The following is a 13,830-nucleotide window of genomic DNA, read 5'->3' as shown; positions in this document are numbered from 1 at the left end:
ACTACTTAATAAAACATGTTTTATTTGATTAATATGAAAATTTCAGTTTATTTTCTTTTAACAATGACTTCGATTTCATCGCCTTCAATGAGTTCAAAGCTGCCTGGTACATTATTTTCCGTTAATATATCAATTCCGGTTAATAACTCACCTGCATCTTGAATTATCCCATTTTCATCTTTTACACACCACAATTCATTATCTAATAACACTACTGTACCCCTAAATCGAAATTGTTTCATACTTATTTCTCCTTATAAAAATAATTAAACAAAAAAATAATGCCTTTAGTGCCCTGATAAACAAATAAGGATCATTTTTGTACAGCTCATAAGCGTTCGCATATTGTTCGTTCTTGTCTTTAAGTAATTCGAAATTAATCAATGGTATGTATAAATCTTTGTTTATCAGTTTAATTTGTTTCTAAAGTATTTAATTGCTTCACCTTGTTCTTTAGAAATAATGTTTGGCATTTTTCTAATCTCCTTTATGTATCATGTTTTAATACACACTAAATTGGGTAAGAATTTGTAGAGGTGAGATTTCTTTGAATAATGATCATAAAGTTACTCATTAATCTTCGTTTATTTTTTCAACAATCATGGTATTGCTGGTCGTCATCTTTCCTCAATACACTTCTTGGTTTGTAACAGTTTTCTTCCTGGGTTTTGCACTTATCTATACATTCCATAGACATAAAACAAGTTCTTCAAAAGCAATTTCTTATATATCGTATTTTTTATTCATTGTTTCATTGACTTACACTTTAGTTAATATGTATTAGCAATCCACCCTTTGTGGGAGGATTTTTTTTCTTATTGTTGGAACATTGGCCATTGGTGAGTTGCTTCACCTTTTGCGGCTAATCACGTATTTTGATTTTGTCTTTTAGACAAATTCTGGTTGTAGACTTTAATAATGACATTTAAAAGATCGTCTAAACCATCTTGTCAACAGCTGCTCGTAGGTGTGAATGTGCTATTCAACTTTTCCCTCCCCCGAAGTTTTTAGTAATCCTCGAATGTATCCTCTTCGCAGTTAAAATCATCTTCATACTCAGAATCCACTGGATTTTCATCTGAATCTTGAACCGCCACTATCTCAGAAATCGATTATGCAACTGACTGGCTTCAGCAAAGTCAAAACAACACTCAAAATATTCCGATAGCTTTTTATTGATTCCTTCTATTCTTTAGGATTTTAACACATTACTCAAGATGATATTAAAAATAAACAAAGAGAGGATATGAAGGTTTGTTTTACATGAAGTCTTTAAATTGATCTAATAGAATTTCAGTATCTGCATTTTTGGACTTCCCTAACTCCTGAGCAGCTTCTCGAACTATCTTTCTTAAATTTGCCGACTTTATTTGATGTGTGTACGAAGAAACAATTGACATCAATACATCAGCCAATTCAAAAGCCATGTCACCTTTTATTTCTATGGAATTTTCTTTAATAATGTGCAGTATCCACTCTAGGTCTTCAAGACTTTGGATTGGAAAAAGAGAAATCCTATGAATCTCTAAAGGATTCTTACTAATCAGTATTTTTTCGACTTCTTCCTTCTGTATAGCATCAGGATCATTTGGATCAATCGTATGAATATCAAAATCTAAGTTATCGTATTCATGAGTTTCATCTTCATATGTATATAGCTTAGATAAAAATTCATCAAATGAATCTGCAATCTTAAAGTCATTATTTAATTCAAGGTCAAAGTAATGAACAGGTGGATTCTCATTCGTTTGGCGATAATCCCATGCAACCCAATTGTGTCCATCTCCCTGTATTAACAACAGTTTTTGCGGTAGACCCCATTCTTTTATTAGGTATTCACTCTCTAAGATTCCCAAATCTTTTTCTATCCCTCTAATGTGATCAACTTCAATATGGTCGTCTGCACAAGACGTTTCCTGATTTGTTGGGAACGCATTAAAATTAATCAATCCACCATTTTGTTGAATAATCAATTTTTTATATTGTTGAGGCAAAGTTAAGTTTAACTTTTTTTCGACTTTTTTTATTTCGTCTTCACTGATGTCTTTTAACCTTATACGTAAGTCTACTCTCTTCAATGCGTTTAATCGCATTTTAAAACGAGCAAAAATTGATAAAATGCCAATCCATGCATTCACACGCATGCTGTATTACTTTTAGAGCCAGGTGCAGACATGAGAGCGCTTAGGTCATAAAGGTAACCGCGAATGTTTATTCCCATGTAAGTAAAAAACTTGACCAAAACCGGATAAAGAATTAAGAAAATTACGTCGTCAATCGTAGAGTTAGATTTCTAACTTCAAATATTTTTGGTCATAATTTGGTCATTGACCAAAAATGCTAATTTCTCATTCTATTAATCAAAATCAAAAAATCCCTTGACACCAATAGTGCCAAGGGATTGAAAGATTAATATTGAGACATATACTGTTCGCGCTCCCAAGGATGAACTTGCGTGCGGAACATATCCCACTCGATTTCTTTTGCTTCGATGAAGTGTTCGAAGAGGTGCTCGCCCAGTGCTTTGACCATGACTTCGTTTGATTTGAATTCTTCTAGCGCTTCCGCAAGAGTTGCTGGAAGGTCAACGATTCCGTTTTCCATGCGCTCTTCTTTGCTCATCACATAGATGTTGCGGTCGATTGGAGCTGGCGCTTCCAGTTTGTTTTTGATTCCATCTAAGCCTGCAGCAAGCAATACGCTAAGTGCAAGGTACGGGTTAGCAGCTGGATCTACACTGCGGACTTCAACGCGTGTGCTGATGCCGCGGGAAGCCGGGATACGGATAAGCGGGCTTCTGTTTTGCGCGCTCCATGCAACGTAGCAAGGTGCTTCATAGCCAGGAACAAGACGTTTGTAAGAGTTTACTGTCGGGTTTGTTACTGCTGTAAAGCTTGTTGCGTGCTTCACGATACCTGCAATGAAGTGTTTCGCTGTTTCACTTAACTGAAGATCTGCGTTTTCGTCATAGAATGCGTTAACACCATTTTTGAAGAGTGATAGATTGCAGTGCATACCGGAACCGTTCACACCGAATAATGGTTTTGGCATAAATGTCGCATGCAGGCCGTGTTTGCGGGCAATTGTTTTGACAACTAGTTTAAACGTTTGGATGTCGTCACAAGAGCGGACTGCACCAGCATATTTAAAGTCGATTTCGTGCTGGCCAGGTGCTACTTCGTGGTGAGACGCTTCGATTTCAAAGCCCATCTCTTCAAGCTCAAGAACGATATCGCGGCGGCAGTTTTCTCCCAAGTCAGTTGGAGCCAAGTCGAAATATCCGCCTTTGTCGTTTAGTTCAAGCGTCGGCTCGCCTTTTTCGTCTAATTTGAATAAGAAGAATTCAGGCTCAGGCCCGAGGTTGAAATCACTGAAGCCGAGGTCTTCCATTTCTTTCAGAATCCGTTTTAAGTTGTTTCGCGGGTCACCTTCGAAAGGTGTGCCATCCGGATTGTAGATATCACAGATGAAACGTGCTACTTTACCTTTTTCAGCTGTCCATGGGAAGATAACAAATGTATTCAGATCTGGATACAGGTACATGTCTGACTCTTCGATGCGAACGAATCCTTCAATAGAAGAACCGTCAAACATGACTTTATTATCAAGCGCTTTTTCAAGCTGGCTTACAGGAATCTCAACATTCTTGATTGTCCCAAGAATGTCAGTAAATTGAAGACGGATATACTTCACGTTTTCTTCTTTTACTAATTTTACGATATCTTCTCTAGTGTACTTTGCCATTTCGTAAAACTCCTCCTCTTAAAAGGTAAATGTATATAGCAAAACAGTTGCTAACGGATTAATGAAAGAAGCGGGACATGTCGCCTTGGCGGAATGTATTCCCTCTTTGAAAACGGCCGGCTTGCATGAGCTCGTTTTTCAGGAGCTGTCTCAGTTCGTCATCGGACAGATCATGTTTCATTGTTTTTTTCGTCTTCTCGTTTTGTTTTTGCTCCGGCTCGGCTTCCGCTTTCGCCAGAATCTGTTTAATTCCTGCCATGTTTACACCTTGTTCTATCAGGTGCTTGATTTCTAACAGTTTATCTACATCATGAAATGAAAATAATCGTCTATTCCCTTCACTTCTGGCTGGAAATATCAATCCATTTTCCTCATAATATCGAATTTGTCTTGCTGATAACTCCGTTAACTGCATGACAATTCCTATTGGAAATAAAGGCATTGAGCGGCGAATATTATCACTCATCTCAATTTCCTCCTTTTCTTAACTTAGTTTCATTATAGGTCATGTTATATTTTGTGTCAATATGATGTAAGGATTCTTAACATGTAATTCAGTGAAATTTTTAAAAAATTTAAATTAATTGCTTTTCCATGAGTGAATCCACTGCACTGCATATGGCATTCTTCACATGCGAATAGGTTAATCCACCTTGAACATACGCTACATATGGCGGGCGGATAGGGCCATCTGCTGATAATTCGATGCTTGCTCCTTGAATAAATGTGCCTGCTGCCATAATGACATCATCTTCGTATCCCGGCATGTAGGCTGGATAAGGCGTCACGTGGGCATTGATCGGTGATGCATATTGAATGGCCTGGCAAAAGGCAATCATCTTTTCTCTGTCAGAAAACTCAACGGATTGTATCAAATCTGTTCTTTTCGCATCCCATTTCGGGTTTGAAGTGAAGCCCAGTTTTTCAAGGAATCTCGCTGTAAACACCGCTCCCTTTAAGCTTTGGGACACAACGTGAGGCGCCAAAAAGAAGCCTTGATACATTTCTTGGAGCGAGTAAAGAGATGCTCCTGCTTCTCTGCCGATACCAGGTGACGTCATACGGTAAGAGCAAGCTTCAATCCATTTCGCTTTTCCGACGAGATAGCCCCCTGTTTTCGCAAGACCGCCGCCGGGATTTTTAATGAGAGATCCCGCCATCAGATCGGCTCCGACATGGCAAGGCTCAAGCTCTTCCACAAATTCTCCGTAACAGTTGTCCACAAAGACGGTCAGGTTTTCATTGATTTCTTTTACAAAACGGATCATCTCTTTTATTTCACTGATTAAGAAAGAAGGACGATTCGCATATCCTTTTGAGCGCTGAATGCCGATTACTTTCGTCTTCGGATTGATCGCAGCGGCGACTGCATCATAGTCTATTTTTCCGTCTTCCGTCAGATCAACCGCATTGTAGCCGATTTGAAAATCCTTTAACGATCCAGCGTTTTCTCCGCCTCTGACGCCTACAATTTCTTCTAGCGTATCATATGGCTTGCCCGTTATATAAAGAAGCTCGTCCCCCGGTCTGAGAACACCGAACAAAGCAATCGAGATGGCATGCGTGCCTGAGATAATTTGCGGCCTTACAAGTCCCGCTTCTCCGCCAAACACATCCGCATAAATGCTTTCAAGCGTGTCTCTTCCGATATCATCATAGCCGTATCCAGTAGACGGCGTGAAATGAGTGTCGCTTACTTTGTGTTTTCTATAGCTTTGAAGCACTCTCCATTCATTGCGCTCGCTAATTTCTTCTATTTGTTTATGAACACCGGCAATGTCCGCTTCCACTTCCATTGCCGTTTTTTTCAATAACTCTCCGTGTGTTAATGTGTCAAACATGTTTTTGAATTTCCTTCCTACATATACTTCTTTAATTCACCAATGATGCTTTGCTCTTCTTGTACATAGCCTGATATGTCGTACCGTTCATTTTCTTCATTAAAATAGAAGCGGTCAACCATCGTTTCCGATTTGATTCTCGAAAGGAGCTTGCCTTCACTTGCCGGCACATGCGCTTCAAAAGACGTTAACAGCTCTTGGCGCAAATAGCGTTGAATCGTTTCTTTAAACGTTTCAGCGTCTTCCTCAAATTTCGCACTGACCATAATGTGATCCTTTCCGGCGGACGGAATAAAATCAGGCAGCTTTTGATCTCGCTTATTGTAAGCCGTCAGCATCGGGATGTCATCGGCTTCAAGCTCCTCAAGCAACCGAAGCACCGTTTTTTCGTGTCCCGGGTAATCCTCATTTGAGGAATCAATTAAATGCAGGATCAAATCCGCTTCTTTGACTTCCTCAAGCGTTGACCGGAATGCAGCAATCAATGTCGTCGGAAGATCCTGAATAAATCCTACTGTATCTGACAGAAGCACGCTGTACCCGCTTGGCAGGACCATTTTTCTGGTCATCGGGTCCAGTGTGGCAAACAAGAGATCTTCTTCATAGCTGTCAGCACTTGTCAGGCGATTGAACCATGTTGATTTCCCCGCGTTTGTATATCCGACAAGCGCAATTTGAAGCACACCGTTTTTCTTTCTTCTTTCACGGTATCGGCTTCTATGGCGAATAACAGTTGAAAGCTGTGTGTTGATTTCGTGAATGCGATTTCTGATATGGCGGCGGTCAGTTTCTAGTTTCGTTTCCCCGGGACCTCTCGCCCCAATTCCACCGCCTTGCCGGGAAAGATTGATCCCTTGCCCCGTCAGGCGCGGAAGTGCATATTGCAGCTGAGCCAGCTCAATTTGGAGTTTGCCTTCTCTCGTTCTCGCCCGCTTTGCGAAAATATCTAATATCAATTGCGTACGGTCAATCATCTTCACTTCAATTGCTGTTGCTAATGACTTTAGCTGACTTGGCGACAGCTCATCATTAAAGATGAGGAGATCAGCTTCAAGCTCTTCAACCAGTGCCTTCAGCTCTTCTACCTTCCCTTTTCCTATATATGTAGCGGCGTCAGCCCTGTTCCGTTTTTGTGTGACGCTGGTCAATACTTTTCCGTCTGCTGTTTTTGTCAGAGATGCAAGCTCTTCCATAGAATTTTCAAAATGCTCATCCGTGATATGCGGCAGCTGACATCCGACTAAAATAGCTTTTTCCTGTCTTGTTTCCTGTTCGTTCAAATGGATGTTCCTTTCTTTTGCATATTGGGCAGTAGTATTATCATACCAAACCCTGCATGTGTATACCACAAATCGATTGCTTTGAAAAGCAAGAAATACAAGCAAAAAACAGACCTCTCGAAAACCGAGAGGTCTATGCAGAGCCAGATGCTTCTTCTTTAATGGAAAGATCTTGGCTTTTAATGGTCATTAAATCACATTTTAAGTATTGATCGCCCATTAAAAGCCTCATGGCTTGCGCTCTGATTGATTTTTCGATCACATTTCTGACAAAACGGCCATTGCTGAATTTAATGGGACTTGTCGTACTTTTGACTGTCATTAAGTAATCTTTCAATTTCCATTCCGCTTCTTGGCTGAGCTGGTATTCCCTATCAGCGATCATGCGTTTCGCAATCTCCATGAGCTGTGTGACAGAATAATCCGGAAAATCAATGGAGATAGGAAATCTTGATTGGAGACCTGGATTTAATGAGAGAAAATGATCCATTTCACGAGAATATCCGGCAAGGATCAAAATAAACTCATGCTGTTTGTCTTCCATATGCTTTACGAGTGTGTCGATCGCTTCTTTCCCAAAGTCCTTTTCGCCGCCTCTTGCCAACGAGTAGGCTTCGTCTATAAACAAAATGCCGCCTAATGACTTTTTGATTAAATCTCTCGTCTTTTGGGCGGTGTGGCCGATATATTCCCCGACCAGATCAGCCCGCTCCGCTTCTATCAGGTGGCCTTTTGACAGAACATTCATTTCAAAGAACAGCTTGCCGATCAGCCGTGCAACCGTCGTTTTTCCTGTTCCCGGATTTCCTTTAAACATCATGTGCAGCGCTTGCTTCCCCACCTTCAAGCCTTGCTCCGCGCGTTTCTGATTCACAAAAATCCAGGCGTATATTTCCTTGATGTTGCGTTTCATTTCCTCCATCCCAACCAGTGCGCTCATCTCTTTTTCGATTTCCTTCAAAATGCCGTGCTTTGCTTCGTTTTTTTGCAATGCAGCTTGATATTCCGCCTCTGCCTCAGCATTCGTCAGCACCTGCTTTTGCCCGTTAAGAATAATGTTGATCTGTCCGTTGTTTTTATATGTCACAGCGCGCTCCAACATTTTCACCTCTCTGTTCTCTCTATATGATATTCAAGCGGATGCCGTTTGTGACAAACGCCTATCATGTGTCGAAACAATTGCTTTTTTCGGGAATGATAAGGAATTTTGCGCTTTCCCGAGAAATACTTTATTTCTTATTGTATTCACGGACATGGGGTGGACAAACCAAGAGATTTTGTTTTTAACAATTTTGTAAGGAACACTGAGCGATGAATATGGTGATATGCCTTTGACATATAAATCTCTTTATCACGGACACTTCCTATATCGCTTTTAACAGCTCAAACGAATCTCTCAGCGGAAGATCCCTTCCCAAGCTGTGTTCTTTGTCCGTTGCTCACCCTGTTTGGCATGACACTTCGGTTTTGAACAGGGAGCGAGCCAAAAATACGAATCGATCACACCTGTCAGCATATGGATCGCGGTTAATTTGCTGTTCTCATTCGTAAGATACCTGAGACATTTCTTTTTCTTCTATTAATAAAGAGATGTCTTCAGCGACACGTTTTCCCCCCCCTTTTTCTTCTCAGCATATGAAAGGAGCTTTGCGTATGAATTTACGTTCCGAATGCCTGACGCAAAACCGAAGACCAGACGGAATCAGTTGAAATAAAGCCGAACCCATAATTCTCACAAGCAAATGACATATTCACATTTTTCATTCAGATAGAATCTGCTGTCGCTTCATGTTGAATTGTGCGCTTTCCCGAGAAATAATTTCCTCATGTGAAAGGGTTATTTCCTCATTTTTCAGACGAATGATAATCGTACAAGCAGGAGCCGTGCTTTTTCATATCCTGTAATGAGGTGATGAAGAATGGTTAAGATTTTTATTGATCCTGGCCATGGCGGGTCTGATCCAGGCGCAACAGGAAATGGCCTTCAAGAAAAAACGTTAACCCTGCAAATCGCTTTAGCTTTACGTACGATATTGACAAATGAGTATGAAAGCGTTTCTTTGCTGCTGAGCAGGACAAGCGACCAATATGTCAGCTTAAGCGACCGGACAAACGCTGCAAATAACTGGGGAGCAGACTTCTTTTTGTCCATTCACATTAATTCCGGGGGCGGCACAGGTTTTGAAAGCTATATTTACCCGGGTGTCGGTGCCCCGACGACGACTTACCAATCGGCAATTCACTCTAATGTGATACAAGCTGTCGACTTTGCAGACCGCGGCAGAAAAACAGCAAACTTCCACGTTCTAAGGGAGTCGGCAATGCCTGCCCTATTAACCGAGAACGGCTTCATTGATACCGTTGCGGATGCAAATAAGCTGAAAACAAACAGCTTTATTCAAAGCTTAGCGAGAGGCCATGCAAACGGGCTGGAGCAAGCCTTTAGCCTTAAAAAGACATCCAGCTCAGGGTTATATAAGGTTCAAATTGGCGCATTTAAAGTCAAAGCGAATGCGGACTCACTTGCAAGCAGTGCCGAAGCTAAAGGCTTTGACACGATTGTCCTTTTAAAGGATGGATTATACAAAGTACAAATTGGCGCATTTTCATCCAAAGACAATGCAGACGCTCTTGCTGCCAAAGCGAGAAATGCCGGCTTTGACGCTATTGTGATTCTAGAATCATAGTCTAAACGCGGACGAGCGTCTCATAAAAAAACCCGGCTCCTCATCACGAGAAACCGGGTTTTTTTATTCAAGGATATCAACAACAAATTGTGACCATGTTTCCAGACGGTTATAGATGTCGTCCTGTTTTAATTCAGAGACTTTCATCCATTTTCCAGCAATTTGTTCTTTCTCCTTCACTTCCACTTGTGAGCCTGGCTGTAATTGAAGCGCAGAAAGAATACCGATATGCACTTTGCCGACACTGTTTTCATCATCATTGATGAGTCCCAGTGTGACAATCGCCTGTTTATCCTCTTCATTTATTTGCAGTTCTTCGTCAAGCTCACGGTCTGTGTTCAGCTTTAAGACTTCAGCAAATGAGGCTGCTCCTTCGATGGAGTTCATATGGCCTCCAAAGCCGAGAGAAAGCTTATTGTGCAGACGTGATTCCCCTCCGCCAGCCAGCCGCTCGTAAAGGAAAACTTCATCTTCGCGCTTAATGACGACATAAGGAATCGGCTGCTTGAAATGCGGATCTTCTTCTGCGTCTCCCCTTCTCATTTCACGATAGCCTGCTTCGATCTGAGCCATGATTTCTGCTACTTTGCTATCTTCACTGTTCACACCCTGGAAGGTTAAGCTTTCTTTCTTAAACACGTCATCGCGCGGGGCGACTAAAATCATTTCGTCCATTTTTCCCATGGTTACTGCGTCCTCCTCATTTGAACCTTCAAGCCGAAAAGAGCAGATATTATATCTGCTCTTTTTCATCTCCAAAATAAAAGTCATCGTCTTTGAGCGGCTCAACTGTCGCCTTTTTATAACCGTTCCCCTTCATAGAGAAGAAGTCATGTGATTTTGTTTTTGTATTTAATCCGTTTAAAACGATCGGATTGATATCTTCTTCTTCAAAATATGGATCAAATCCAAGGTTCATCAGCGCTTTATTGGCATTATAGCGGATGAATTTCTTTACATCGTGTGAGAGTCCAACTTGATCGTACAAGTCTTCTGTATACTCAAGCTCATTTTCATATAACTCATTCAGAAGGTCGATCGCAAATTCGCGAAGCTCTGCTTTTTTCTCTTCTGTCTGCTTATTGTAGATTTCCTGAGCAAGGAGACCCACATAGACGCCGTGAATCGCTTCATCACGAAGGATCAAGTTAATGATTTCCCCGCTTTGCATTAGTTTTCCTTGTCCGTAGAAATATAACGGATAATAGAAACCGCTGTAGAAAAGGAAGCTTTCCAGATAGACGGAAGCAACCATCGCTTTGAACAGTGAAATCTCGTCATCTTTTTGAATCGCTTTGTAAAGTCCGACGATGATTTGCGCTTTTTTCTGCAAATATTTATTTTGTTTAACCCATTCGAATACTTCATTAATCGTTTCAGTCGGTGCCAGGGTCATGAAAATATTAGAGTACGACTTCGCATGGACAGCGTTCTCCATCATCGCCATAAAGTTCAGCACCGCTTTCCGCTGGTGGCCGTCAACGTGTTCAGCCACGATCGGCATCCCCGTATTCCCCTGCTCTGTATCAAGAAGAGTCAGTCCGGCCAGTACCTTCATATAAGTGTCCTGCTCGTTTTTTCCGAGATACTTCCATGTGAGGAGATCGCCGTTTAAAGCAATCTCTTCCGGAAGCCAGAACTGTTTCACGTTTTGGTTATAGAACATTTGGGTAAAATCGTCTTCATGCTTTGACCAGTTTGCTGCGTCATAAATTTTCGTCACTATAAACTCTCCTTTAATCAAACAACACAAGAAAGGCAGCTGTCTTGCCCAGTATCTTTCGTTCTTGCATAGTAAATGGTTTTAATTCCTCTGTGATGTGCATACAGATCGATTCGGTTTAAATCACGAGTCGTCATTGTGTCTTTTAAGAACAATGTGAAGCTGATTCCCTGATCAATGTGCTGCTGGATAGTCGCGATCATATCTACAACCTTGAACATGTCCATATCGTAGGCTTCTTTATAGAAGAACCAGTTATTAGATGCAAGCCCAGGCATTGGGTAGTACGTTTTTGAGTTGCCGTATGTTCTTTCTTCAATCCGTTCCATAATCGGCATAACAGACGCCGTGCTTGATTGAACGTATGAGATCGAGCCTGTCGGCGCAATGCATAATCTGTAGCTGTGATACATGCCGTTTTCAGCTACAAATGCTTTTAGCTTTTCCCAGTCTTCTCTCGTCGGGATATGCATACCTTCAAACAGGTTAGCAATTTTTTCGTATTTCGGTGAGAAATCAGTTGAAACGTATTTGTCGAAGTATTCACCTGTCGCATAGGTTGATCCTTCATATTGATCAAACGTTTCGCCCTTCTCTTTTGCGATTTCCGCAGAACGCTGGATAGAGTAGAAGTTCACCATCATAAAGAACGTGTTTGCAAAGTCACGCGCTTCCGGACTTTCATACGCAATACCGTTTTGCGCAAGGTAGCCGTGAAGGTTCATAGCGCCGAGACCGATTGATTTCATCGCTTTGTTTGCCCGTCTTACAGCAGGCGCATTGCGGATATCAGTCGTTTCAGACACGTGTGTTAAAGAGTCTGTCGCAAGCTTAACTGTCTTTTCGATTGATTTGTGCTCCATGACGTTGAGAATGTTAAGCGAACCCAGGTTGCAGGAAATATCCAAACCGATTTCATCTTCTACATCATAGTCTGTGTATGAAGAAACCTGAGATGCCTGCAGCACTTCAGAGCAAAGGTTAGAAAATTTCACCTTGGAAATATGGTTATTTGCATGCACTTTATTCACATTATCTTGGAACATGATGTATGGATAGCCTGATTCAGAGCGAAGCATCGCCAGTTTTTCAAGCAATTTCCGCGGGTTGATCTTTTCCTTTTTCACCCGAGGGTTGTCGACAAACTTGTCGTACATTTCGTTCATATCCATCTCATCCATGTGCTGGCCGTACTCTTTATAAATCGTGTGCGGATAAAATACGTAAGCCGCTTTGTCTTCACGTGCAAGCTCAACGAACTTATCCGGAATGACAACACCGATAGATAGCGTTTTGACACGCACATCTTCATCCGCTGAAATCTTTTTCGTATCGAGAAAATCATTGATATCGCGGTGGAAAATGTTTAAGTACGCCGCGCCAGATCCTTGTCTTTGCCCCATTTGGTCAGCATAACGGAACGCGTTATCTAGAAGCTTCATGACGCCTACAACGCCTTTTGTGGCGTTTTCAACATCTTTAATGGCTTCACCCTTCGCGCGAAGCTTGGACAGGTTAAGAGAAACCCCGCCGCCCAGTTTAGAAAGCTGCATAGAGATATCGATCGCTCTTGAAATATCGTTTAATGAATCATTGACTTCGAGCAGGAAGCAGCTCACAAGTTCTCCGCGGCGTTTTCTGCCGGCGTTCAAAAATGTGGGTGTGCTCGGCTGGTATTCCTGATTGATCATCAGGTTCACATATTCTTTTGCTTTCTCAGTGTCGCCGTTTGCGAAGAACAGCGCAACAATTGAGATCCGGTCCTCATAACGCTCGAGGATTCTTTTTTTGTCATTCGTTTTCAAAGCATAGTCATTATAGAATTTAAACGCACTCATGAAGGAAGGAAAACGAAACTTCTTAGCGTAAGCTGTCTTAAACACTTCTTTAATGTCTTCAAAAGAATAAAGGCTTAAGAATTCCTCTTCGTAGTATTGGTTTTCAATCAAATAATCCAGCTTCTCTTTTAAATCGTGAAAGTAAACTGTGTTTTGATTGATATAGTCTACAAAATAGCTATGTACAGCCTCTTTATCCTTATCAAACTGGAATTTTCCATCTTTTTGGATCATGATTTCGTTATTTAACTGGATCCATTTTGGCACTTGATTTTGTGACAACTCTTTCTACCTCCTGAGTAAACAATTCAACGTCTTTAGATGTGCCGCTGAGTTCAAATTTGTGCAAGATCGGCACCTGATATTGTCTTGAAATGGTATCGGCGCTTTTTGCAAAGTTATCGCCCCATACTTTATTGCCGCTCGCAGCGACTCCTAATAAAAGATGGGCGTATTTTTCGAGAAATGATTGTGTTGATGCCGGTACCTGACCGAAGTTTGTCGTGTAGGTGACCAAAACAAACGGAGTGTCCAAGTGATCAATTTCGTCCACCTTGCGTATCTGCTGAAAGCCAGTTTTATTCACAAACCGCTGAACATTCCCTGTTTTCGAATCAAATATGATTTGTACCACGTTTTATCACGACCTATCAAAAAATATGAATCTCTCATCACTAACACTATATATAGTATACTATCCTCTATCAAAAACACAAT

General features: G+C 41.3%; 13 protein-coding genes and 1 pseudogene. 2 read left to right on the top strand and 12 right to left on the bottom strand.

The annotated features are described in order from the left end of the window. Window positions 1-47 precede the first annotated feature (47 nt). Together GYO_RS31715 and GYO_RS31710 are read right to left on the bottom strand one after the other, a co-directional pair. Window positions 48-242: a hypothetical protein gene (locus GYO_RS31715; protein WP_041520971.1), complete on the bottom strand. Its 195-nt coding sequence runs from the start codon at window positions 240-242 to the stop codon at window positions 48-50. A 43-nt stretch (window positions 243-285) separates the two neighbouring features. After that, window positions 286-473: pseudogene (locus GYO_RS31710) on the bottom strand (hypothetical protein); the annotation flags it as partial. A 128-nt stretch (window positions 474-601) separates the two neighbouring features. Here GYO_RS31710 and GYO_RS44080 point away from each other — a divergent pair. Further along, window positions 602-784, top strand: a complete 183-nt coding sequence (locus tag GYO_RS44080) for a hypothetical protein (protein ID WP_238528868.1) — start codon at window positions 602-604, stop codon at window positions 782-784. Between the two features lie 475 nt (window positions 785-1,259). Here the strand turns inward: GYO_RS44080 and GYO_RS31705 are convergent, their stop codons facing one another. The 6 genes from GYO_RS31705 to spoVK form a co-directional block, all read right to left on the bottom strand. Next, window positions 1,260-2,093, bottom strand: a complete 834-nt coding sequence (locus GYO_RS31705; protein WP_044059172.1) for an SMI1/KNR4 family protein — start codon at window positions 2,091-2,093, stop codon at window positions 1,260-1,262. 316 nt (window positions 2,094-2,409) lie between these two features. After that, complete coding sequence (glnA, locus tag GYO_RS31700; RefSeq protein ID WP_014113887.1) at window positions 2,410-3,744, bottom strand: type I glutamate--ammonia ligase; 1,335 nt, start codon at window positions 3,742-3,744, stop codon at window positions 2,410-2,412. A gap of 58 nt (window positions 3,745-3,802) precedes the next feature. Next, complete coding sequence (gene glnR / locus GYO_RS31695) at window positions 3,803-4,210, bottom strand: transcriptional repressor GlnR (protein ID WP_014113886.1); 408 nt, start codon at window positions 4,208-4,210, stop codon at window positions 3,803-3,805. A 109-nt stretch (window positions 4,211-4,319) separates the two neighbouring features. Then, on the bottom strand, window positions 4,320-5,585 hold the full coding sequence (locus GYO_RS31690; RefSeq protein WP_014113885.1) for a methionine gamma-lyase family protein: 1,266 nt from the start codon (window positions 5,583-5,585) through the stop codon (window positions 4,320-4,322). A 17-nt stretch (window positions 5,586-5,602) separates the two neighbouring features. Beyond that, the gene (hflX, locus tag GYO_RS31685; RefSeq protein WP_041520970.1) at window positions 5,603-6,865 is read right to left on the bottom strand and encodes a GTPase HflX; all 1,263 of its coding nucleotides are present in this window, start codon (window positions 6,863-6,865) and stop codon (window positions 5,603-5,605) included. A 133-nt stretch (window positions 6,866-6,998) separates the two neighbouring features. Then, the gene (gene spoVK / locus GYO_RS31675) at window positions 6,999-7,967 is read right to left on the bottom strand and encodes a stage V sporulation protein K (RefSeq protein ID WP_014113883.1); all 969 of its coding nucleotides are present in this window, start codon (window positions 7,965-7,967) and stop codon (window positions 6,999-7,001) included. 817 nt (window positions 7,968-8,784) lie between these two features. Between spoVK and cwlC the strand changes: the two genes are divergently transcribed. Beyond that, window positions 8,785-9,552 (top strand): sporulation-specific N-acetylmuramoyl-L-alanine amidase, encoded by a 768-nt coding sequence (cwlC, locus tag GYO_RS31670; protein WP_014113881.1) that lies wholly within the window; start codon window positions 8,785-8,787, stop codon window positions 9,550-9,552. A 63-nt stretch (window positions 9,553-9,615) separates the two neighbouring features. On the opposite strand, the gene GYO_RS31665 is transcribed toward cwlC, so the two are convergent. From GYO_RS31665 to nrdI, 4 genes are read right to left on the bottom strand one after another with little or no spacing between them, the layout of a single operon-like run. Continuing rightward, window positions 9,616-10,236, bottom strand: a complete 621-nt coding sequence (locus tag GYO_RS31665; RefSeq protein ID WP_014113880.1) for a hypothetical protein — start codon at window positions 10,234-10,236, stop codon at window positions 9,616-9,618. A gap of 49 nt (window positions 10,237-10,285) precedes the next feature. Then, the gene (nrdF, locus tag GYO_RS31660; protein ID WP_014113879.1) at window positions 10,286-11,275 is read right to left on the bottom strand and encodes a class 1b ribonucleoside-diphosphate reductase subunit beta; all 990 of its coding nucleotides are present in this window, start codon (window positions 11,273-11,275) and stop codon (window positions 10,286-10,288) included. 17 nt (window positions 11,276-11,292) lie between these two features. Beyond that, window positions 11,293-13,395, bottom strand: a complete 2,103-nt coding sequence (nrdE, locus tag GYO_RS31655; RefSeq protein WP_014113878.1) for a class 1b ribonucleoside-diphosphate reductase subunit alpha — start codon at window positions 13,393-13,395, stop codon at window positions 11,293-11,295. Next, window positions 13,355-13,747 (bottom strand): class Ib ribonucleoside-diphosphate reductase assembly flavoprotein NrdI, encoded by a 393-nt coding sequence (gene nrdI, locus GYO_RS31650; RefSeq protein WP_014113877.1) that lies wholly within the window; start codon window positions 13,745-13,747, stop codon window positions 13,355-13,357. Before nrdI ends, nrdE begins: the two co-directional genes overlap by 41 nt. Between the last annotated feature and the right edge of the window lie 83 nt (window positions 13,748-13,830).

Source organism: Bacillus spizizenii TU-B-10 (genome assembly GCF_000227465.1).
Lineage (GTDB): Bacteria > Bacillota > Bacilli > Bacillales > Bacillaceae > Bacillus > Bacillus spizizenii.
This window is presented reverse-complemented; position numbering and strand designations above follow the sequence as displayed.